Annotated in this window: 21 protein-coding genes; 11 read left to right on the top strand and 10 right to left on the bottom strand. The window is 46.1% G+C overall.

The annotated features are described in order from the left end of the window. Positions 1–36: 36 nt before the first annotated feature. The gene (bshC, locus tag GVN20_RS02435) at positions 37–1,644 is read right to left on the bottom strand and encodes a bacillithiol biosynthesis cysteine-adding enzyme BshC (RefSeq protein WP_166556797.1); all 1,608 of its coding nucleotides are present in this window, start codon (positions 1,642–1,644) and stop codon (positions 37–39) included. A gap of 169 nt (positions 1,645–1,813) precedes the next feature. Between bshC and GVN20_RS02430 the strand changes: the two genes are divergently transcribed. The 4 genes from GVN20_RS02430 to serS are packed head-to-tail and all read left to right on the top strand — an operon-like array spanning position 1,814 to position 5,538. Continuing rightward, on the top strand, positions 1,814–2,497 hold the full coding sequence (locus GVN20_RS02430) for a glycosyltransferase family 2 protein (RefSeq protein WP_166556796.1): 684 nt from the start codon (positions 1,814–1,816) through the stop codon (positions 2,495–2,497). Positions 2,498–2,550: 53 nt separating this feature from the next. Further along, positions 2,551–2,808 (top strand): CBU_0592 family membrane protein, encoded by a 258-nt coding sequence (locus GVN20_RS02425; RefSeq protein ID WP_166556795.1) that lies wholly within the window; start codon positions 2,551–2,553, stop codon positions 2,806–2,808. Between the two features lie 52 nt (positions 2,809–2,860). Further along, a complete protein-coding gene (locus tag GVN20_RS02420; RefSeq protein WP_166556794.1) occupies positions 2,861–4,219 on the top strand; it encodes an aspartate kinase in 1,359 nt (452 codons plus the stop codon). Positions 4,220–4,266: 47 nt separating this feature from the next. Further along, the gene (serS, locus tag GVN20_RS02415) at positions 4,267–5,538 is read left to right on the top strand and encodes a serine--tRNA ligase (protein WP_166556793.1); all 1,272 of its coding nucleotides are present in this window, start codon (positions 4,267–4,269) and stop codon (positions 5,536–5,538) included. 70 nt (positions 5,539–5,608) lie between these two features. Here the strand turns inward: serS and GVN20_RS02410 are convergent, their stop codons facing one another. The 3 genes from GVN20_RS02410 to GVN20_RS02400 form a co-directional block, all read right to left on the bottom strand. Continuing rightward, a complete protein-coding gene (locus GVN20_RS02410) occupies positions 5,609–6,538 on the bottom strand; it encodes a glycoside hydrolase family 43 protein (RefSeq protein WP_166556792.1) in 930 nt (309 codons plus the stop codon). A gap of 85 nt (positions 6,539–6,623) precedes the next feature. Then, positions 6,624–7,070 carry a DMT family transporter gene (locus tag GVN20_RS02405; protein WP_166556791.1) on the bottom strand — a complete coding sequence of 149 codons (447 nt, stop codon included), beginning with the start codon at positions 7,068–7,070 and terminating at the stop codon, positions 6,624–6,626. A 62-nt stretch (positions 7,071–7,132) separates the two neighbouring features. Continuing rightward, complete coding sequence (locus GVN20_RS02400) at positions 7,133–8,380, bottom strand: ABC transporter permease (protein ID WP_166556790.1); 1,248 nt, start codon at positions 8,378–8,380, stop codon at positions 7,133–7,135. Positions 8,381–8,705: 325 nt separating this feature from the next. On the opposite strand from GVN20_RS02400, the gene GVN20_RS02395 reads away from it, so the two are divergent. The 3 genes from GVN20_RS02395 (at position 8,706) to GVN20_RS02385 (ending at position 11,827) form a co-directional block, all read left to right on the top strand. Next, positions 8,706–9,497 carry a PASTA domain-containing protein gene (locus tag GVN20_RS02395; protein ID WP_166556789.1) on the top strand — a complete coding sequence of 264 codons (792 nt, stop codon included), beginning with the start codon at positions 8,706–8,708 and terminating at the stop codon, positions 9,495–9,497. Further along, the gene (locus GVN20_RS02390) at positions 9,490–11,439 is read left to right on the top strand and encodes a T9SS type A sorting domain-containing protein (RefSeq protein ID WP_166556788.1); all 1,950 of its coding nucleotides are present in this window, start codon (positions 9,490–9,492) and stop codon (positions 11,437–11,439) included. The genes GVN20_RS02395 and GVN20_RS02390 overlap by 8 nt, the downstream gene beginning before the upstream one ends. A 91-nt stretch (positions 11,440–11,530) precedes the next feature. After that, positions 11,531–11,827, top strand: a complete 297-nt coding sequence (locus GVN20_RS02385; protein WP_114067637.1) for a rhodanese-like domain-containing protein — start codon at positions 11,531–11,533, stop codon at positions 11,825–11,827. Positions 11,828–11,917: 90 nt separating this feature from the next. On the opposite strand, the gene frr is transcribed toward GVN20_RS02385, so the two are convergent. From frr to GVN20_RS02360, 5 genes are all read right to left on the bottom strand, one after another. Next, positions 11,918–12,478 (bottom strand): ribosome recycling factor, encoded by a 561-nt coding sequence (gene frr, locus GVN20_RS02380; RefSeq protein WP_114067638.1) that lies wholly within the window; start codon positions 12,476–12,478, stop codon positions 11,918–11,920. A gap of 78 nt (positions 12,479–12,556) precedes the next feature. Next, the gene (pyrH, locus tag GVN20_RS02375; RefSeq protein WP_166556787.1) at positions 12,557–13,279 is read right to left on the bottom strand and encodes a UMP kinase; all 723 of its coding nucleotides are present in this window, start codon (positions 13,277–13,279) and stop codon (positions 12,557–12,559) included. Positions 13,280–13,346: 67 nt separating this feature from the next. Then, a complete protein-coding gene (locus tag GVN20_RS02370) occupies positions 13,347–13,847 on the bottom strand; it encodes a biotin/lipoyl-containing protein (protein ID WP_166556786.1) in 501 nt (166 codons plus the stop codon). A 33-nt stretch (positions 13,848–13,880) separates the two neighbouring features. After that, entirely contained in the window at positions 13,881–14,783 is a 903-nt protein-coding gene (locus tag GVN20_RS02365; RefSeq protein WP_310586801.1) for a DMT family transporter, read from the bottom strand. An 85-nt stretch (positions 14,784–14,868) separates the two neighbouring features. Continuing rightward, positions 14,869–16,155 carry an acetylxylan esterase gene (locus GVN20_RS02360; protein ID WP_166556785.1) on the bottom strand — a complete coding sequence of 429 codons (1,287 nt, stop codon included), beginning with the start codon at positions 16,153–16,155 and terminating at the stop codon, positions 14,869–14,871. A gap of 202 nt (positions 16,156–16,357) precedes the next feature. Here GVN20_RS02360 and uvrA point away from each other — a divergent pair, with 202 nt between their 5' ends. The 3 genes from uvrA to GVN20_RS02345 are packed head-to-tail and all read left to right on the top strand — an operon-like array spanning position 16,358 to position 19,786. Further along, positions 16,358–19,225: an excinuclease ABC subunit UvrA gene (uvrA, locus tag GVN20_RS02355; protein ID WP_166556784.1), complete on the top strand. Its 2,868-nt coding sequence runs from the start codon at positions 16,358–16,360 to the stop codon at positions 19,223–19,225. Between the two features lie 34 nt (positions 19,226–19,259). Then, complete coding sequence (locus GVN20_RS02350; protein WP_166556783.1) at positions 19,260–19,520, top strand: hypothetical protein; 261 nt, start codon at positions 19,260–19,262, stop codon at positions 19,518–19,520. Beyond that, complete coding sequence (locus tag GVN20_RS02345) at positions 19,517–19,786, top strand: Txe/YoeB family addiction module toxin (protein ID WP_166556782.1); 270 nt, start codon at positions 19,517–19,519, stop codon at positions 19,784–19,786. The genes GVN20_RS02350 and GVN20_RS02345 overlap by 4 nt, the downstream gene beginning before the upstream one ends. A gap of 44 nt (positions 19,787–19,830) precedes the next feature. On the opposite strand, the gene GVN20_RS02340 is transcribed toward GVN20_RS02345, so the two are convergent. Beyond that, entirely contained in the window at positions 19,831–20,307 is a 477-nt protein-coding gene (locus GVN20_RS02340) for a hypothetical protein (RefSeq protein WP_166556781.1), read from the bottom strand. 259 nt (positions 20,308–20,566) lie between these two features. Here GVN20_RS02340 and GVN20_RS02335 point away from each other — a divergent pair, with 259 nt between their 5' ends. Further along, positions 20,567–22,744 carry a M28 family peptidase gene (locus GVN20_RS02335; protein ID WP_166556780.1) on the top strand — a complete coding sequence of 726 codons (2,178 nt, stop codon included), beginning with the start codon at positions 20,567–20,569 and terminating at the stop codon, positions 22,742–22,744. Positions 22,745–22,804: the final 60 nt, after the last annotated feature.

Below are 22,804 nucleotides of genomic sequence, written 5' to 3'. Positions count from 1 at the left end.
GGCTTTATTGTGTCTATGGCAGCGACAAAACCGCTTTTATGCTGGGTTGATTCGCCTTGTAGCATTTTCAGAAGAAAACACTTCTTCGTCCCCTTCCTCATCTGTCAAAATATTAAAGCTAAAATCCAGCGGGTCGAATGTGCCCAGTAGTTTCTCCAAAAATGTATTATCATTCAAGTAAAAATTCAAAAAATTATCACTCCGTTCCTGCAAACTTCCGTTCGGGAAAAGCTTTGATTTTAGGCCCAATAACTGATTGACCTCCGTCTCATAGTTGCGCTCTTCTGCTTTTTTTAGGCGTTTTTCTACGTTTTCCAAGGTATTAAGCACCTTGGTTTTTTCGGCATTTACCGCACCTTCCAAGGTCTTATCAATGGAAATAGCTTTACGCAAAATAGCCACAAAAACCTCCTCAATAGCACGTTTTTCCTCGGTGAGTTCCAACGACAACGAAGATGTTTTTTCAACAAACGTCTTTCGTAGTTTTACATCATCCCAAAATAATTCCTCAACGGTTACGCCCAATTTTTCGGCCCGTTTTTGACTGGCCGAATTAATGTATAATGCAAAATTTCGCGGCAGCAACATCGGAAAAGGCACTTGAAAATGATCAAAAATCCCCTTCAACTGCAACCAATACGGCACTTCTGAAGGCCCGCCGATGTAAGCAAGGTTGGGTAAGATAATCTCCTGATACAGTGGCCTCAAGACCACATTTGGACTAAAACGCTCGGGATGTTGATGCGCAATGGCGATAATTTCTTCCTTCGAAAACACCAAATCACTGTTGAGCACCCGATAAATATCTCCCTCTTTGACGATGCGCTCACGCAGGCCATCTACCAAATAAAAAAAGTTAATTTCGCGGGGCGTTATCTGCGTATGGTAGCCTTCTGCCTCGAGTTTTTGAGTAGTGGCATTGCTGATTTTGTGGGCTTCCTGGTGCAGAAGTTCAGATTCAACGACGGGTAGAAACAAACGTTTTAGTTCGGCATCGTCGCCATCAATGCAGACCAAACCCTCGGCTCCAAAAAGCTCATTCATATAGCACCGAACGGCATCCGCCAGGGTATCGCATTGCAAATAAGCTTTTTCAAACACAGGAACCCGCTCAGGCAAGATTTTGAGCGCTTCGCCCAGTTCGCGGGGCGTCATACGCCCTACTGCACCGCGCTGCTGGGTTTGCCAAGTATATTTTTTACCAAAAAGATTAAAGTAACTGATTTCATCAAAATCATGGTCTTCTGTAGCCATCCAATATACTGGCACAAACTTGGCGTCGGGATAAGCAGCCTGTAATTTTCGCGCCAAATTGACGGCGGTGACAATTTTATAAATAACGTACAATGGCCCCGTAAATATATTTAGCTGGTGACCAGTGGTGACTACAAACGTATTGGGGTCATTGAGAATGGTTAAATCTGGTTTGACCGATATATTTTTATACTGCCGTTCAAGTGCTTTTACGAGTACTGCTCGGTGCTCAGACGGAAACTGACTTTTGTCTTTTATCTGTTTTTCAAAATTGCTTAATGTCGGAAAATGTCCGTAAAAAGGCTGTAAATGAGCTTTTTGGGAAATATAGTCTAAGAAAAGCGGTGGGAACGCGCCCGTAGTTTCAAGTGGTAAGGGTTGACAATGCATGTTTGAGGGAAAATTTGACATTAGACAGACACCGGATCAGTTCGCCAAAACGGTTAGACATTGAGAATCAACATTCCGCTTCCAAGTCTAAACACGTAAACGAAACACCTCTCCGTAAAGTTTCCCTATCTTTGCAACTACTGCTCTTAAATGCTAAACCCCAATTCTTTTGAACATTATCGTCATCATACCTGCCTACAACGAACAGGAAGCCATTGGAAAAGTTATTGCCGAAATTCCGAAAGAATGGGTGCGGGAAATCGTCGTGGTCGACAATCGCTCCACCGACCAAACGGCGGCCCGCGCGGCCGAAGCGGGCGCGACCGTAGTGCCTGAGCCTTTGCCAGCCTACGGTAGAGCTTGTTTGCGCGGCATGGCGTACGTGCAATCGCTCAAACTCCCACCCGACATCATTGTTTTTGTAGACGGCGACCATTCTGATTATCCCGAACAACTCCCTGATTTGGTGAAGCCTATTCTGGAACAAAACTACGACATGGTGATTGGCTCACGGGCCTTAGGAAAGCGCGAAAGTGGCTCCATGACGCCCCAACAGGTATTCGGCAATTGGCTCGCTACGTTTTTGATGCGCTTACTCTACGGCGTCAGCTATACGGATTTGGGGCCGTTTAGAGCCATCAAATGGGATAAACTTTTGGCGTTGGATATGCAAGACACCACCTATGGCTGGACCGTCGAGATGCAGCTCAAAGCCGCCAAACACCGGATGAAAACCACCGAAGTGCCCGTAAAGTACCGAAAGCGTATTGGTTTTTCGAAGATTTCGGGCACCCTAAAAGGCGTTATTCTGGCTGGTTACAAGATTATTACTACAATTTTCAAGTATTGGTAAAACCCACAGGTTTCTACCGATTTATCCCGTAATTTTGCGAAAAATTTCAGAAGATGTCCCAACGCATTATCATAGACGTTCTTGGATGGATTGGTTCGGTACTGGTCGTAGCGGCGTACGCGCTCAATATCAGCGGCCGTTTGCATCCCAACTCCCATTTTTATTTATGGGCCAATTTGGCTGGCAGTATTTGTCTGATTGTCAATACCCTGTTTCACAATGCCATTCCTTCTGCCGTAGTCAATATAGTGTGGGTAGGAATTGCGATTTGGGGCATGGTGAGAAGGGGAAAAGAAAGTAACGTTTCTTAAAATCAGAATTATACAACAAAAATTCACCAGTACATTAATTTAATATACAACAATGCAAGTTTGGAAATTTGGCGGAACGTCGGTAGGAAAACCCGAACGGATGCACTCAATCAGAACACTTATTACGGCCGACAGCGGCCGCAAAATTGTGGTATTGTCGGCCCTATCTGGTACGACCAATGCGTTGATTTCGATGGGAGAATCGGCAAAAGCGAACAATGACGCCGAAGTACAAGAAAAAATAGATGCCTTGAAGGCGCACTACGATGCGTTTATCAAAGAATTATACAGCACCGAAGAAAGTCTGAAAAAAGGACAGACCATCGTCGACAATGAATTCAATTTCATTCGTTCGGTGTTGAAAAGCCGTCCTTTTACCCTCAAACAAGACAAAGAATTGGTGGCACAGGGCGAAATCATGAGCACGCAACTGTTTCAGGGCTATCTGGAAGAGCAAGGCGAAAGCTCGGTACTGCTGCCAGCGCTTGATTTCATGCGCATCGACACCGACGGAGAGCCTGAACTCGAAACCATTGAGGCGCTTTTGGGCGACATGCTCGACCACCAGACTGACAAACAACTCATCATCACGCAGGGGTTCATTTGCCGTAATCCTCGTGGCGAAGTAGACAACCTCAAACGCGGCGGTTCTGACTATACTGCGTCTTTGATTGGCGGGGCGATTCGGGCCGAAGAGATTCAAATCTGGACCGACATCGACGGAATGCACAACAACGATCCACGTATTGTAAAACGTACATTCCCCATCCGTGAGTTGACTTTTGAAGAAGCCGCCGAATTGGCGTATTTCGGAGCCAAAATTCTCCACCCAAGTACCATCACGCCCGCCAAAATGCGCGGCGTGCCCGTACGTTTGAAAAACACGATGGAGCCGCAGGCATTTGGTACGTTGATTGCAACGACCACCACCGACCGCGAAATCAAGGCCATTGCCGCCAAAGACGGTCTCACGGCCATTTATATTCACTCAACGCGTATGCTGAATGCCTACGGTTTTCTGCGTCGGGTGTTTGAGATTTTTGAAAAATACAAAACCCCCGTCGATATGATTACGACCTCCGAAGTATCGGTGTCGGTCACCATCGACAACGATACAAACTTAGCCAAAATCACGGCAGAGTTGAGCGAAATCGCCGATTTAGAAGAGCACGATCGCGATTTGTCCATCATCTGCATCGTAGGGGATTTCAAAGCTGACAAAGAAGGAATCGCCCTGAAAGTATTTGAAGCCATGAAACATATCCCGATTCGGATGATTTCTTATGGTGCATCAGAGCATAATCTGTCAATTCTGGTGTGGACCAAAGACAAAGCGGAAGCGCTGAATGTGCTCAACGAGCGCTTGTTCTACTACGAAGATGCCATGAAGAATATCTTCACGGCGCAGTAGTGGAGGAGTATTAACTGGAGTGTCCACGCTGACAAAAACAAAAACGAATGCTACAACTGAATTTTATCCGCGACAACCGCGAACTTACCATTGCTGGTTTAGAACGCAAATATTTTAAAGGAGCCACCGAAGCCGTTGATAAGCTTTTGGGGTTGGATAAACAACGACGCGATACACAAAGCGAACTAGATGCCACTTTATCACAATCCAACACGCTAGCCAAGCAAATCGGGCAGTTGATGAAGGAAGGCAAAAAGGAAACTGCCGAAGCCGCCAAAGCCCAAACCGCCACGCTAAAAGTACGCGCTAAAGCCCTGGAAGAGAGCCTCAAAGAAGTAGAAGAGCAGTTGCAGGCTACCTTGGTTCTGTTGCCCAACCTTCCCCACGAAAGCGTACCGCCAGGTCGCACCCCCGAAGAAAACGTGGAAGTGTACACGTGGGGCGAAAAACCAAGCCTTCATGAAGGCTCCAAGCCACACTGGGATTTGATTGAGCAATACGACATCATTGATTTCAAACTCGGTACAAAAATCACGGGCGCGGGTTTTCCCGTCTATAAAGGCAAAGGCGCTCGGTTGCAGCGCGCCATGATTCAGTTTTTTCTGGACCAAGCCGTAGAAGCAGGATATTTGGAAATTCAACCGCCGATCCTTATCAACGCTGAATCAGGCTTTGGTACGGGACAGTTGCCCGACAAAGAAGGCCAAATGTACCACGCCACCGTCGACGATTTATACTTGATTCCTACCGCCGAAGTTCCGATAACCAACCTGTACCGCGACGTCATCGTGGCAGAAAATGACCTGCCAATCAAAAACGTAGGCTACACACCTTGTTTTCGTCGTGAAGCGGGTAGCTGGGGTGCGCACGTGCGCGGTCTGAACCGTTTGCACCAGTTTGACAAAGTAGAAATTGTGCAGGTTCGCAAAGCCGAAGAATCATATCAGGCGCTCGACGAAATGGCCGAACACGTAAAAGGTTTGCTCCAAAAGCTGGAATTACCTTTCCGCATCATCCGTCTCTGCGGCGGCGATATGGGCTTTACGTCGGCGCTTACCTTTGACTTTGAAGTGTGGTCTGCTGCGCAAGCCCGCTGGCTGGAATGTAGCTCGGTTTCTAATTTTGAAACCTATCAGGCCAATCGTCTGAAACTTCGTTACAAGACTGAAGGCAAAACACAATTGCTTCATACCCTCAACGGCTCGGCGTTGGCCTTGCCCCGTATTTTGGCGGCTCTACTCGAAAACAACCAAACGCCCGAAGGCATTCGCATTCCGAAGGCATTGGTTCCGTATTGCGGTTTTGAAGTAATTCAATAAATTGGGGATGAGGCCGGTTGCTCACAACCGGCCTCACTGCTGGTGTCGGTTGCTCACAACCGACACTTTTTTACAGCTTTTTCAACGATTCCAATAAAGAAGATAACACCTTAAATGCCGTTCCGTGGCGTATTCCTTCGGGGAATTTCACTTGGTCAGATACATCTTCCCACGTTTTCAGGTCTTTTGAGCGCACCGCCCCATATTTATGTTGGGTGTATTTGTCGAAGTACACATACACGTATTCTCCCACTTCGATGGCCGTTGGGCCTTCGGCCCAGTAATCACCCGTAATGGGCGCCGAAACCTGCGTAGGAAAAGGCCCTAGCGCGCTGTTGGCCTTTGTGATACGAATATTTTTCTCGGCAGGCTTCGGGTTTTCGTTTTTCAAAAACATGTAGTAATCTTTCCCTTTTTCAAAAATCGTGGCATCAATCACACTAAACTCAGGGTTGAAATACATTTTTGTTTCGCTGAAAGTTTTAAAGTCGGGCGTGGTGACGTAATACATACGGTGGTTTAATCCTTTTTCTTTCTCAGAATCTGCTACATCGGTATGCCGTCCTGGAATAGTAGTCGCCCAAAAAATCAGGAATAACTTTGTTTTTTTATCGTACGCAATCTCAGGAGCCCAACTATTTTTGGCGGTGGGTTCATGCTCCATGACCGAAATGGCTTTTTGTTCTGACCAGTTCACCAAGTCTTTAGACGACGCATAACCCACGATTTTATCCCACCAACCGCTCGTCCAAACCATATGAAAAGTACCGTTTTTATCTTGATAAATACACGGGTCGCGCATGAGTTTATCTTTCCCGATTAGGGGCTGTAAAAAAGACTTTCCGCCTTTTAAGGCCTGCCACGTGAGGCCATCGGTGCTGTAAGCAAAGTGAAGTCCGTCTTCCCCATTTTTTATAAAATACGAAAAAAGATAAGCTTCTTTTTGAGCAATTGCTACAAAAGGAAAAAGCATTAAAAAGACCAAAGACCTGATTTTCATTTGGATAGAGGTTTTAATATCAATTTATTTCGTAAAAATCTTCAGGGTTACTCCTCATAATTCTCCTGCACCGTACTGTTGGTCGTTAGTTTTTAAGTACCAAAACGCCCCCCACGATAATCAGCCCAATACCAAATATTCGCCAAATATTCATGGGATGAACGGCAAAACCCACCCACCCAAAATGGTCAATCAACACCCCCGCCACTAGCTGTCCTGCTATGATAAGACACAGCAGATTGGCGGGCCCGATTTCTTTCACTATCAAAATAACGGTCAGAACGTAGAATGCCCCAAACACCCCTCCTAGCCATTTCCACCAGCTGATACTTCTGAAAGTTTCAAAGCTTGGAATAGAATCTTTGTTGAAAAGCATGTAGCAAACCAACAAAACACATAAACCTGTGGCAAACGAAAGAATGGAAGATAAAATGGGGTTTTGGGTAGCAAGACGCAGTTGTGAATTAACCCCAGATTGAAACGTATTGGTTACGCCAATCAAAAAAGCCAACAATAGAAAAAAGTAATTCATGGGAAGTTAAAGCCAGATGAGTTCTGCAAACTTCCCAAAAAAATGGCGGAATAAAAAACAGTTTACTTGGCTCGAATCGCCTCAACAGGGTCCATACGGGCGGCTCCGAAGGCGGGCACGATGCCCGCCAAAACACCGATTATACTTGAAACACTCAGTCCGAGAAAGATGTTTTTGGGCGAAAGAACAATCTCCAAAGTGCCCAATTGGATAAAAGACATTACGTAAACCAGTCCAATTCCAACCAGCCCGCCGATGAGGCTCAGGAAAATGGCTTCAAACAGAAATTGAAATAAAATGAAGTAATTTTTGGCGCCTAACGATTTTTGGATGCCGATGAGGTTGGTGCGTTCTTTGACTGACACAAACATAATGTTGGCAATCCCGAACCCTCCCACTAAAATAGAAAAGCTACCAATCACCCAGCCTACCAGCGTAATCACCCCAAACAAACTTGAAACTGCCTTTGTGGCGGCCTCTGGGCGATTGATGGAGAAGTTGGTAGTCTGGGAAGGTTTCAAGCCGCGCTTAGTACGTAGCAATCCTACAATTTCGGCCTCTAGCTCTACCAATCCTTCGTCTTCGGGTTTGCCTTTGACCACGATGGATACAGAACTACTGATGCGGTTTTGGAATGATTTTGCAAACGTTAAAAACGGCAACAAAACTTTGGTGTCGGGATTTCCCGCAATATCAAACAGCCCTTTTCCTTTTTTCTTTTGAACACCGATAACGGAATAGTTCAATCCTTTAATTTTAAAGCTTTTTCCGATGGGTTCGGGATCATTGGGAAATAGTGTTTCGGCAATTTCGGCCCCTATAATGGCAACGCTCCGTCCAGCGTCTATTTCTTGCGGTGTAAAATACCGGCCCTTTTCAATTTCTACATCAGAGACTTTGTTGAAGTCATAAGTCATCCCCTGAATCAACGCATCCATGCTATTATTGCCGTTTTTGGCCGTCAATCCGCCTTTAAATCCCATCGCCACTACCGCCTCTGCCCCTTCCATTCGTTCGGCCAAAAATTTGTAATCACTGTAAGAAGTTTCTGGCCACTGAAAATACTTCCACCACTGAAACTCCCCTCCGAAATTCCACGGCCATTTCTGCACATACACTACGTCGGTACCGATGGTTGCCAAACTTTGGCGAATACTCCGCTCCAGTGAATCAACGATGGTAAAAACGCCAATGATGGCAAAAATTCCGACCGTTACCCCCAGCAACGATAAGGTGGTACGCAAAAGATTGGAGCGCAATGCCTGCCAAGCAAAACGCAGACTTTCAAACGTTTGACGGAAAAACTTCATGGCCTTTGACGGTTTATTTTAATCAGTTTGAGGGGATTGACAACAAAAATTCTACATCCAATTCATATTTAACCAACATTTTACATGAATGGCAATCGGCCGGTTTGATTGGTGGCGAGTCAGGCGCGTCATTTACTAACCTTCTGTTGTTCAAAAGATAGCACAACCCTATCTCCATACAAATTCGAGCGTATTTTACCGCCAATTCAGAAATTTAGATTTTCTTTGCAGTAAACTCATAGCATGACTATCAAGAGGTGATTGGAAGGATGAGTTCCTTCAAAAATTTGCCGTTCATTCGGCCCATTCAATCCATAATTTTTGTATGAAAATCAGCACAAATTCGCGTACCGATCTTTTTGTTCATATCAGTCTTGTCGTAGCGCTTGTTGTGGCACTATTTTTGGGGTTCTTCTTTTTGTATTTACCATTTACAACCAATCACGGACAAAGTATTACGGTACCAGACCTAACGGGCATGAGTACGCAACAATTGGAAGATTACCTCGAAGAGCGTAATCTACGCTACGAAGTAGTTGATTGTACGTTTGTTGTGGGTCAAAAACCTTTGACGGTGATTCGCCAAAACCCCAAGTCGGGTTTACGCGTCAAGGAAGACCGCAAAATATACGTTTACATCACGGCCCTAACCGCACCAAACGTCAAAATGCCTCAATTGGAAGACCGTACCTTAAACAGTGCCAAAGCAGAGTTAGGACGGTTGGGATTGCGCTTAGGCGAAATAAAATATGTTCCTGACCCAGCCCAAAACTCGGTGATGGCCCAATTGTTCAACGGAAAACGCATCACACCGGGCACGCTCATTCCGCAGGGTTCCATCATTGTTTTGGAAGTCGGAGATGGCATCGGAAATACTGAATTTGATGTTCCAGACGTTGTAGGTAAAACACTCGAAGAAGCTGACTTTGTCCTAAAAGCCTCCAGCCTCAAACGTGGACTTGTTATGCCCGTAGAAGACCCTACCAAAGCACCAGGAACGGTCATTCGACAAAATCCAGAAGCAGGGGCAGGAAATAAAATCCATGTAGGCGAGGTGATTGACTTATGGGTAGTTGGCGGACAGCCTGATACGCAACCTGAACAACAGAATGAATAATTTTAGCGGAGCAAGAAATAAAAAATTAACCCTTACCAAAAACAGGACTTCCGTTATCGGATATTTCTTAACGAATACGCCTAACGCAGCCTTTTGTGCAAAAAGGCTGCGTTGTATTTTGTTACTTACGCTTTTGAGCTGTACCGCTCATGCCCAACTCATTGGGTTTCCGATTGCTCCAACACAGGCTCCTTCCACTGCCAAAAACGCCCGTACTCAGGCAGTTTCATTGCCTTTTTTTGATGATTTTTCATTGACCAACGGTAGCGCTCCCTCCCCTGCTTTATGGATTGCTGGCGGCGGAACCTACGTCAATAACACAAATACACTCAACCACCCCACGGTCAATGTAGTTACATTTGACGGGGCCAATGCCGCTGGTCAACCGTATAATTTGGTCAACCAAAACGCGCAGGGCAACAGCGACACCCTCACTTCCCAGCCCATCAATCTGACGGGCCTTACCGTTGCTGATTCTATTTATCTCAGTTTCTATTGGGAATTGCGCGGTTTGGGGGAATTTCCCGATGCTGATGATTCTTTACGAGTTCAGCTTTTAAATGATAAGGGAGTTTGGCAAACCATCTGGAAACAAGCCGGCGGAGTACCTAATCCTAACTTTAACTACGTGCAGTTGGCTATTCGAAACAGCGCTTATTTTCACGCAAATTTTCAATTCCGCTTTCAGGCATTTGCGCGTCAATCGGGGCCATTTGATTCGTGGCACGTTGATTATGTATACCTCGACAAAGGCCGGCGTTTAAACAGATACATTCAGGATGTATCCGTCAGCCTGCCCGTCAGTTCTTTTCTGAAACGATATTCGGCCATGCCGCTCAAGCAGTATTTGGCTAATGCTGGAGCCGAAACTGCCGATTCGGTGTTCACCCGCATCAACAATCTTCACAATATTTTTAACTCGACGGCCTTTTCATACACCTTAAAAGACGAACTGAGTGGGCGAACGTTTCAAACAATTCTCCGAGACAATTCTGTATTTATTGATCAGTTCAGTGCCCAAAATAAAAGTGTTAAGCCTCAAGCTATCCGCGTTGACACCAACGTTACCCAACGCCTTTCACTCGTCAATCGCTTCCAAATTCTAACCACCGACGACCGAAATCCTTCCATTCCAGGCATTGATTTACGTCGCAATGACAGTATTTCGGGCAAAACCGTTCTCGATGATTATTACGCCTACGACGATGGCACCGCCGAATTTGCCGTGTACATGAATCGGACGCTGGGCAGAACAGCCGTAAGGTACTTTTTAAACAAACCCGATGTGGTATCGGCCGTAAGAATGAACATTGTCCCGATCTTGAAGGATTTGACGGGGCAATCCATCACCGTTCAGGTATGGAGCAACAAAGACGGGCGCCCTGGCACGGTGCTTCAGCAAAAAGCCTTTCGGGTAGAGTACGCCAAGGCTCGAAACGGTTTTATTGAGTTTCCGTTTGATTATGGCGTGGCAGTTCGCGACACGTTTTATGTGGGCTGGCTTCAAATCGGCACAGATGGCATCGCCGTAGGTTTGGACCGAAATACGCAACATGAAGACCAAATTTTTGTCAATTTAGGGCAGGAATGGGCACCTTATCCTTCGTTCAAAAATGACCCAAATTTGGCGTATTTTCAAGGTAGTTTACAGGTTCGGCCGGTCATGGGCGGCAAGGCTCTGCCTCCAATCACCTCTATAGAGCCCGAAAAAGTAACCGAATGGGAGGTGTACCCTAATCCCTCCAACGGACTGATTCAATGGAAATCTGATGAAATTCAGCGCATTGAAATCTACCATCTCACGGGCGCTTTGGTAAGGCAGCAAACCGTGCAGTCTGCCAACAAAACCATGGATTTATCAGAACTGCCCAATGGACTTTATTTGGTGAGATTATCCAACGACGAGAAAACCGTTGTGAAGAAAATTTTGTTACAACGCTAACACCGCGTACGTATTGAGTAACATTTTTACCATATTTGGCCTTTCAATTCCGTTCCTCTTTATCTATTTTACTTAAAATCAAGCTACCACAATGGATATTACCGTAGAAGAATTAAAAAAACGCATTGAAAGCGGCGAGAAAATCAACCTCATCGACGTACGTGAAGATTACGAATACGAAGATGACAACATCGGAGGGCAGCTTATCCCACTGGGCGAGCTTCCTCACCGAATCCACGAAATTGAAGACCTCAAAGACGAAGAAATTTTGGTACACTGCCGCTCAGGCAAACGCAGCGAAACCGCCCAACGGTTTATGCAAAGCCAAGGTTTTACCAACGTTCGCAACGTCATTGGCGGCATGTTGGCCTACCGCGAATTGGACTAGTTTGGAAATTTAAGTATAGCGTATCAAGTAGTTGGTATTGAGACCTAGGCATTCACTCAATACCAATTACTTGATACTCAAATTCAAGGCTTATACCGACATAATATCCTGCTCTTTAGCGGCAAAGATTTGGTCTACTTTTGAAATAAAACCGTCGGTTAGTTTCTGAACACGCTCTTCACCAATTTTTACTTCATCTTCCGAAACACCTTCTTTGGTCAGTTTACGAATATCGCCGTTGGTGCTTTGACGGATGTTCCGGATATTCACCTTTGCGGTTTCGATTTCTTGTTTTACACGTTTTACCAAATCGCGGCGACGCTCTTCGGTCAGCATCGGAATACTGAGGCGAATGTTTTCACCGTCGTTGTTGGGAGCTAATCCAACGTTGCTGTTCCGAATGGCTTTTTCTATTTCCCCAATCAGTTTTTTCTCAAACGGCTTTATGGTAATCGTACGCGCATCAGGGGTTGTGATGGAAGCTACGTTGTTGAGCGGCGACATTACTCCGTAATATTCCACCTGAATTCCGTCCAACATCGACGGCGAGGCTTTTCCCGCACGGATTTTTGCTAACTCGATGGTCAAGTGCTTGATTGCCCGGTCCATCGTATCTTTGGCGTCTTCGAGATAAAATTCGACTTCTTCCATTGTTACTGTTTTAATTTTTATTCGTTAACTGTGAGATATAGGGGCTATCCCTGATTAGTTTGGTAAAATTAAAGCTTCTTATTCGTTCGTTACCAACGTCCCCACCGATTCGCCATTGATGAGGCGCAGTAGATTGCCTGGTTTGTTCATATCAAAAACGATGATTGGCAAATTGTTTTCTTTGCACAACGCAAAGGCCGTCAAATCCATGATTTTAAGGTTTTTAGCCAATGCTTCATCGTACGAAATTTTCTCATAACGCGTTGCGTTGGGGTCTTTTTCGGGGTCGGCGGTGTAGATTCCGTCCACGCGTGTTCCTTTCAAAACGGCATCGGCGTTGATTTCAATGGCCCGGAGCGCACCTGCTGAGTCGGTCGTAAAATAGGGATTACCCGTGCCCGCGCCAAAAATCACGATACGGCCTTTTTCTAAGTGGCGCACCGCCCGGCGACGAATCATTGGCTCGGCTACCTGCTCCATCTTAATGGCTGAAAGCAAGCGAGTTACCATGCCAAATTTTTCCAGTGAACTCTGAATCGCCATGCTATTGATGACCGTAGCGAGCATTCCCATGTGGTCACCCTGTACCCGGTCAATGCCTGATTTTTCAACCGAGGCTCCGCGAAATATATTACCTCCTCCAATGACCACTGCCACTTGTACGCCAGCATCAACGATTGTTTTTACTTCTTTGGCAAACTGCTGGAGAATGTCAAAATCAATCACCTGCTTTTTGTCAGCACCGCTGAGTGCTTCACCGCTGAGTTTGAGAAGAATACGTTTATATTTAGGTTGAGACATGGTTGATATATTAGTTAGTTTGTATTGTGCAACTTAAGTTCATAACGTTGGTCAATGAACTCATTATTTATTCAAATTCAATCAAGATTTGGTTTTTATCCACCGTATCTCCTTTGTTTATTTTAATACTTTTTACGACTCCTTCTCCTGGTGATTTGAGGGCATTTTCCATTTTCATGGCCACCAATACAAGGACCACATCGCCCGCTTTGACCACATCGCCCACCTGCACTTTGATGTCCCAAATCAACCCCGGCATGGGTGCTTTGAGGTTATTGACTTTATTTTTTGCGGCGCCAGTCATGCCCATTTGCTCCAACAATAAATCAAAACGGTCTTTGGCGGCTACGGTGTAAGTGCTTTGGTTGATTTTGACCTTAAAACTTTTTTCGGCATAATCAGCTTCAATAACTTCGGCATTGTACGAACGACCGTTTTGCAAAATATGAAAACGTCCGTTGTCCAACGCCACCAAGTCCCACTGAAAAGGCTGACCGTTTAGGGTTGTTTGCCCTTTATTAGAATCAATGTCAAAGGTTTGTCGTTCGTTGATGGTTACTTTTAACATAGTAATATTGGTTAAAGAGAAAGGTATTTCGTGTCAATTTTTGGCAATACTAAGCCGCTCTCGACGATTGACCAGATAAATGCCCGTTAGGATAATGGCCATTCCGAGATATTGTTGAAAACTAATCCGCTCACCGTCAAAAAGCCCCCAGCTGATGGCCACAATCGGAATTAAATACGTAACCGACGCCGCAAACAGGCCAGAAGCCAATTGCACTATCCGGTTAAACAACACCGACGCCAAGCCCGAGCCTACCAACCCCAACGCCAATAAAATAAGGCTCGGTTGGAAATTTTCAGCGAGGGTGATTTTGGGAAAGAAATCCGTAAAAAACAAGATAACAAATGAAATAGGGCCCGTAAAAGCAAACGTCCAAGAGGTCATGGCCAAGGACGGTAAATGACTCAAATGGCGTGAAATAGTATTGATATTAATACCATACAACACCGTGGCAAGCAAAATCAAAAACGCGTAGGGATTAGCGATATTTAAAGCCCCCGCCCCTTTGGAAAAAATCAAAAAAGAAGAACCCAACAACCCCAGCAAAATGCCTATAATCTGCACAGGACGACGCGGTTGTGCAAAAAACAACACGCCAATCACGAGTGTAAACAACGGACTCAGGGAATTGAGCATTCCTGACAAAGAGCTGTTTAGTTTTGTGCCCGCTAAGGCAAACAAAAACGCTGGAATGACAAACCCCGTCAGAGAAGATATTAATAAATAAGGATAACGGTCAACGGGAATTTTGCGGCGTGAGCTAACCATGATAGGAATAAAAAACAGCGAAGCCAAAAACAATCGCCCCGCTGCTACTTCCGTTACGCTAAAGGTAATCAGGCTTTTTTTGATTAAAAAGAACGATGTTCCCCAAGTAAGGGCTACTAATACCAACAGTATCCACGCCTGAAGGGGACTTTTAGAAGAATCGTTCACTTTTGAAATGATTAGCGTTAAGACCCACGGCAAAATCGTCATAACTCACAATACATGACATTTTGCCGCTGCAAAAATAGTGGGTTTATTTGATTTCAAAGTGCTTATCGGCAAAGTTCATGTATTGTTGCCAATCATACAGCAGAATATCATGTTTCCCCTCGCGAATGTGATACCCAATGGTTTTTCCAACTGGACTGTTTGGCATGGGCATTGTATTGGTTCCCAAACCCGTTTTTTTGTACAATTGATAGACCTTTTCCGCTTCTACTGCTCCCAAAAACTCACCTTTGGGGTCGGCCCAAATATCTTCGGTGGCACTGGCTACGTACAGCGGACGCGGGGCCATCAGGCCCAGTAATTCGTGCGAATCTACGGGCAACTCCGCCACTGCTTTATTGTATTTTTTGTAGTTAGCACAAAACCAATGCGGAAATTGTGTGTTGAGATGCTCTACCGTTTCGCCAATCCACCGTCGCGACAAGGCCGCCCCACCTTCACCAGAATCGTTGGAGATAACGATCGCAAAACGCGGGTCTTCTGCGGCTGCCCAAAGCGTGGCTTTTCCGATGCGCGAGTGGCCCAAAGCAATCACTTTGTGACCGTCAATCAAGGATTCATTTTTGATTAAATAATCCACCATGCGGCTCATGCTCCACGCCCAAACCCCAATGGCACCCCATTTTTCGCGCTGTTCGGGCGTCAATACTGAGCGAAGGCCCGTTTTCCAACCTTCGGTATGGTCAGCTTCGAGGTCACCGTAGTAAGCGGTGGCAACCGCGTAGCCGCGCGCTACGATGGCTTCCATGGGCCATCTCCGTTCGGCAATTCCGCGAGAGGCATCCGTTGCTCGATTGTTCACAAAGGTTTTATCAAAACCAGAATTCACCCATTTTTCGGTTACAAATACGTCTTTTTCGTACGTAGTGGTGTGATTTCCCGTAAAATTGAGGCTGACAAAAACGGGGGCTTTTTTCACATTCTTGGGTAAATACAGCAAAATATCGAGCGTCAACGTGGGGGAAATTTCGGGAAACCGCAAGGTAATTTGCTTAGATATGGCTTTTCCATTCAACGCATTTTCGTTGACGGTTTTCACCTCAGAAGCAATTTTTACCGCCCCCGAAAATGGATTGACCCCGTACACATTTTCTGCGAATAGTTTCAACACCGCTGGCCGGCCTGCTTTCTCCCACACGTCTTTTGATTTGATGGGCTTGCCGTTGGGGAGCACCAAAGGGTCGGGCAATGTATATACGGGCATTTTTGACTCGTCATAATTGACGGGAATCTTTTGGGCAAAACCATTTAGCGACATCATTACACCTAAAACAGTGTGGATTACGGCCTTAATTGTGGATAACTTGTGCATAAGTATCGGTCTTTGGGTATAACTTTTCTTTTTCATAAAATATACCTGCTTTTTACCCAAAAGACGCTGGTTGTATGATTCTATTGTTTGTTGGGTAATTACCGAAAAAATTGACCTGTTCTCTATTAATCAAAACTTTTGTAAAGCTCCTATTAACCCGAATAGTTGGTAACTTTGCGCCTTCGTTTTGCGTTACCAATTCATGGACAATCACAAACCTACCCTTACAGACATTGAACTCACTGGCCACGACCTCATTGAGGTCATGGGTGCCCGCGAGCACAACCTTAAAAATATTGACGTCACCATTCCGCGCAATAAACTCGTCGTGGTGACGGGCATCAGCGGCAGCGGTAAGTCTTCCTTAGCATTTGACACCATTTATGCCGAAGGACAGCGCCGTTACATGGAAAGCTTTTCGGCTTATGCCCGTGGTTTTCTGGGCAATATGGAGCGCCCAGATGTGGACAAAATCGACGGACTCAGCCCCGTGATTAGCATTGAACAAAAAACCACGTCACGCAATCCGCGCTCTACGGTCGGCACCGTGACCGAGATATACGACTTTTTACGCCTCCTGTACGCTCGCTCCGGCGATGCCTTCAGTTACGTGACGGGACGACCCATGGTGAAGCAATCGCAGGACCAAATCATTGACCAGATTCTGAATCAATTTGAGAATCAAAAAGTAACGTTATTAGCCCCCGTCGTCAAAGGGCGAAAAGGTCATTACCGTGAGTTGTTTGTTCAAATTGCCAAACTCGGCTATACAAAAGTCCGCGTAGACAACGAGGTGCTGGACATTACGCCCAAAATGCAGCTCGACCGTTACAAAATTCACGATATTGAAATTGTAGTGGATAGGCTCATTCCCAAAGCTGATGCCGGGGACTCGCAGTCACGTTTCCGCTTGAGTCAATCGGTCGGCACAACCCTGAAGCAGGGCAAGGGCGTGATGATGTTGCTGGACAAAAAAAATGAGGTGCATTATTTCTCCCAAAACCTCATGGACCCCGTCGCGGGTATCAGCTACGACGACCCAGCGCCCAATAGTTTTTCGTTCAATTCCCCTTATGGTTGGTGCCCGACCTGTCAAGGCTTGGGCGTGGTAGAAGAAATTACGCCCGAAAGCGTTATTCCCGACAAAAGCCTCAGTCTGAGCCGGGGGGCCATTGCGCCCATTGGCGAATACCGCGATCTGTGGATTTTCAAACAATTGGAAATTCTGTTAAAGCCCTTCAAAGTAACCCTCAGTACTCCCATTGATAAGTTCCCGCCCGAGGCCATAGACCTCATGCTCAACGGGACCGATGAGCCCGTGCCCGTTCCTTCCAAAAAATACGAAGGCACCGAATGGAACACCAAATACGAAGGCATCATTACGTTTTTGCGCCGCCAGCAGGAAAATGGCTCGGAGAAGATTCAGGATTGGCTCAAAGATTTTATGACCATCAACACTTGCCCCGATTGTCAGGGCGCGCGTTTGAAAAAAGAAGCGTTGTGGTTCAAAATTGATAATAAAAATATCGCTGATTTAGCCAATATAGACATTCGGGAATTGGCTAATTGGCTCAATGGTCTGGAAGACCGTATCACCGAACGTCAGCAGTTGATTGGTCGAGAAGTGTTGAAAGAGATTCGCAAGCGCGTCGGATTTTTGTTGGATGTTGGCTTGGATTACCTAACGTTGAACCGTCCGCTGAAAACGCTTTCCGGCGGGGAAGCGCAACGCATTCGATTGGCCACGCAAATCGGTACGCAGCTTACGGGCGTGTTGTACATCATGGACGAGCCAAGTATCGGACTGCACCAGCGCGACAACGTGCGCCTTATTGATTCCCTGAAAAAATTACGTGATTTGGGTAATACTGTTTTGGTCGTCGAACACGACAAAGACATGATGCTCGAATCCGATTACATCCTCGACATCGGCCCCGGTGCTGGCCGCCACGGCGGGCAGGTAGTAGGGTACGGTACACCCGAGGTATTTTTAAAAAACGGCTCATTGACCGCCGATTATTTGAGCGGTCGAATCGCCATTGATGTTCCTAAAAAACGCCGCGAAGGCAACGGAAAAACCATTGTTTTAAAAGGGACAACGGGCAACAACCTTAAAAACGTTACCCTTAATCTGCCCTTGGGTAAAATGCTCTGCGTAACAGGCGTGAGCGGAAGCGGCAAGTCGTCGTTGATCCACGAAACGCTGTTTCCGATCCTGAACCGTCATTTTTATAACTCCAAACGTGAACCACTGCCCTACAAAAGCGTGGAAGGGCTGGAGCACATCGACAAAGTGATTGAAGTAGACCAATCACCCATCGGGCGTACGCCGCGCTCCAATCCCGCTACGTACACCAATCTTTTTTCTGAGATTCGGTCGCTGTACGCCGAACTGCCCGAAGCCAAAATTCGGGGCTACAAGCCGGGACGTTTTTCGTTTAACGTTAAAGGCGGCCGCTGCGAAGATTGCGAAGGCGCAGGCATGAAAAAAATCGAAATGGAATTTCTGCCCGATGTATACGTAGATTGCGACACCTGCAAAGGAAAACGTTTCAACCGTGAAACCTTAGAAGTGCGTTTTAAGGGAAAATCCATTGCCGATGTGCTCGACATGACCGTGGAGCAGGCGTTGGAATTCTTTGAAAGTATCCCTAAGATCTTGCGTAAAGTATCAACCCTCAACGACGTAGGCCTCGGCTACATTACCCTCGGCCAACACGCCACCACCCTCTCGGGCGGTGAAGCGCAACGGGTGAAACTGGCCGAAGAACTTTCCAAAAAAGACACAGGCCAAACCCTCTATATTCTCGACGAGCCCACCACCGGGCTGCACTTTCAAGACATCCGACATTTATTGGATGTGCTGAACAAACTCGTCGACAAGGGCAATACCGTTTTGATTATTGAACACAATATGGACGTTATCAAAGTATCTGATTACGTCATCGACCTCGGCCCCGAAGGCGGCAATGCCGGCGGGCGTATCGTTGCCGAAGGCACCCCCGAAAAAGTAGCGAAGGTGATGGAGAGTTTTACGGGAAAATATTTGAAATTGGAATTGCAAGCGTAGAAAAATGTAATTTTGAAAAAAACAGGCAATAGTTATGGAATCAACCTTTGTGCTGCGTCGCGACGAACTTACGAGCGAGTTTATCGAAATTATCAAAGCCCTTTTCAAAAATCAGGAAGAGTTACAAATTACCGTAACCGCCTCACAAGACTTTGGTCTAAATCAACCCGAAGATAGAGAAGCATATTGGGCACGTTTAAAGAATGCCGCCGCTAATGTTGAATCAAGAACTCAAGTAGTGGAAATCTCGGAAGTTGAATTGGATGACCTCGCTAATCGGTTTTTGCAAAAATGAGAAAATTACTATTTGACGCCGATGCTTTTGATGACCTTGCTGATTGGGGGATATATAATCGAAATACATTCAAACGAATCTATGAACTCTTAAAAGATATTCGTCGTCATCCTTTTGAGGGAATCGGTAAGCCGGAACCGCTGAAAGGCGACTTAAAAGGGTATTGGTCTCGTAGAATTACCGATGAACATCGTCTGGTGTACAAAGTAGAATCTGACGATTTGATTTTAGTTATTTCAGTTAAAGGACATTATGGAGATAAATAACCTAACAAAACAAAGGGCCGAAAATTTCGGCCCTTTGTCGCTACTCACCATCCTCTACGTTGACCATTGCGACCGTAGTCGTCATAGGTCGAACGCTCATTATCCCGTTTCTCATGGGTTATTTCACGGTTAAGCGCCGCCAAATCTGCGGTTAACTCACGACGTTCGCGGGGGTTGAGCACCCGGTCACGCCAGAAGATTTGCTCTTTGCGCTCAATACGCTCCACATCACGCATTAAATGTTTTGCCTCCCGAGACGATATAGACCCTTGCGCGATTCCGTCGGCTATCCGGCGACGGGCTTCGCGCTGAAAATCATCAATGCGGTCGCCCATATTTCCGCCCCTTCCGCTGCGGGAGTCATAGCCACGATTGTCATCACGATTACCATATCCTCGGTCGTCGCGGCGGTTATCATATCGGTCATCGTACCGGCGGTCGCGGTCATTGTTACCCCATTGGGCATTGGCACTTCCGAAGGCTACTAAGATCATGGCGGCTGCAAGCACTAACTTTTTCATGGCATTTATTTGGTTTAATGGTACAATGATTTTGCTTATTTTACTCTTAGAACGCAGAAAATCGTAAAGGTTTATAAAGGCTTGGTTAATGATTGTTAACACGTTTTTAAAAGATTTTAGTAACTTGCTACACCAACCTGAACTACTGCGAAAAACGCTCTTAAAATGCTCAATTGGGGCTTTTTTATGTTTTTTCAGTCAATCCGGCCAATGCTGAATTTCTTTTAAACCTAACTAACGCTCATCAACTTTCTCCCTTATGAAACACACCTTTATGGCAGGCAGCCTGTTGCTTTGCGGCCTGTATGCCCACGCCCAAAAATCCATCAGTGGTTTTTCGGTTGCCAATCAATCGAAACAAGAAAAGGTCGAACAAGAATACCGGACCAAACAATCTGCCGAGCGTTTTAAAAACCACCTTCAAAAACTCACCAGTGTACCACACTTGGCGGGCACGCCCGAAAATGAGAAAGTGCGTGATTACATCGCCGATGTGATGCGCAAGGCAGGGTTACAGGTCGAGATTTTTCCCCACGATATTTATCTTTCCAAAACACCCGGCGAAAGTCTGGTGGAAGTAGTGGAACCCATTCGGATGCCGCTCAACAACCGTGAGTTTATCATCAAAGAAGATAAATATTCAGCTGACGCGCGCCTTACTCCTGGTTGGAATTCTTACTCAGGCTCTGGCGATGTTACCTCAGAAGTGGTATATGCCAACTATGGCCGTATCGAAGACTTTGAGAAATTGAAAGCGATGGGCATTTCGGTCAAAGGCAAAATCGTGCTGGCGCGTTATGGCGGCAATTTCCGTGGTTACAAAGCCAAACACGCCGAAGCCGCTGGAGCAGCGGGCGTCATTATCTATACCGACCCCGCCGACAATGGCTACATGAAAGGTGTAACTTTCCCTGAAGGCTCCCAACCCAACGACAACACCATTCAGCGCGGTTCATTATTGACCGTCGATTATACTGGCGACCCATTAACTCCTTTTGAACCAGCGCTACCTTTGGATGGCCCTAAAAAAATCAAACGCCTCGACCCCAAAGATGCGGCATTTCACAAAATCCCCGTCACACCCCTGCCGTGGGGCTCGGCCGTTGAAATCCTGAAACGCATGACGGGCAAAGCCGTTCCAGCTGGCTGGCAAGGCGGATTGCCATTGGCCTATCGTTTAGAAGGTGGCTCGGAGTTGAAAGTTCGGTTGAAAGTAAAACAAGACAAAGAGTTTGTACGTATTTATCAGGTAGTAGGTACGCTGACGGGGAGCGAATTTCCTGATGAATGGATCATTGCAGGCTGCCATTATGATGCATGGTCATTCGGTTCTACCGACCCCAACAGCGGCACTGCTATGCTCTTAACTTTGGCTGAATCTTTGGGGAAATTACCTCAAAAACCGAAACGTACGGTCAAAATCTGCCACTGGGATGCGGAAGAACACGGCGTAATCGGCTCAGCAGAATGGGTGGAGCAAATGCGCGATGAGCTAAGCGCCAAAGCCGTAGCCTACATGAACTACGACGCGGCGGTTTCGGGGAAAATATTCGGCGGCAGTTCTTCTCCTTCGCTGAAAAAATTACTCATTGAAGCTACGCAAGCCGTTCAATATCCCGATTCGAACAAAACCGTTTATGAACACTGGATGGCCCAAAAAGGAGGCAAAAGAGGTAGCACCGTAGGCATCAACAGCGCCGCTCCCGTAGCCGTAGCCGATGAGCCAACAATTGGCAACTTAGGCGGTGGCTCAGACCACATTGCTTTTTATATGCACGCAGGCATTCCTTCATTGAGCGCTGGCGTAGGCGGGCCTACGCTTTACCATTCGCAATATGATGACCTGTTTTTCTACAATAAATTTGTGGATTCTACCTACACAATGGGTCCGATGGTAGAGCAAGTCGTAGGTACAATGTCACTGCGGTTAGCCAATGCCGATATTTTGCCGTATGATGTTTCTCGCTACGCAACGGATTTAACAACGCACCTCAAAACCGCTGAAAAGGCCATTAAAGCCTACCAACCGGCGTATTCGATTGATAAATTATTGGCGCAAGTAGAAACCCTGAAACAAAACGCCGAGCAGTTTGAAAGCCGCATAAAAACCCTATTGGCTTCTGAGCAACTTGACAAAGTTAAAGTGGCGGCCATTAACAAAGAATTGCGAAATTTGGAAAAGGCTTTCCTAGACCCCAAAGGCATGGCTTACGGTTCGTGGTACCGCTCGTTGTACGCTTCTTCTGACCCGTACAGCGGCTATGCATCGTGGATGTTGCCCGCATTTCAGTATGAAGCATCGCTCAAATCAACGGCCAATTTGCCCGATATTGAAGGGAGACACGCCAAAGCCATTGAAACACTGAATACGAAAATTGTAACAATGAACCAACAATTAGGAGGAAGTCCCTCCTCGTTGGGAGGAGCCAAAAATTAAGATTGGCAAATCTAAGACTTTGAGTATCTTAAGCTCATTTCTGCCTTATTAAGTAGAGTG

This window comes from Runella sp. CRIBMP (genome assembly GCF_009905605.1).
Lineage (GTDB): Bacteria > Bacteroidota > Bacteroidia > Cytophagales > Spirosomataceae > Runella.
Note: the sequence above shows the minus strand (reverse complement) of the source record. Positions and strands in the feature narration are given on the sequence as shown.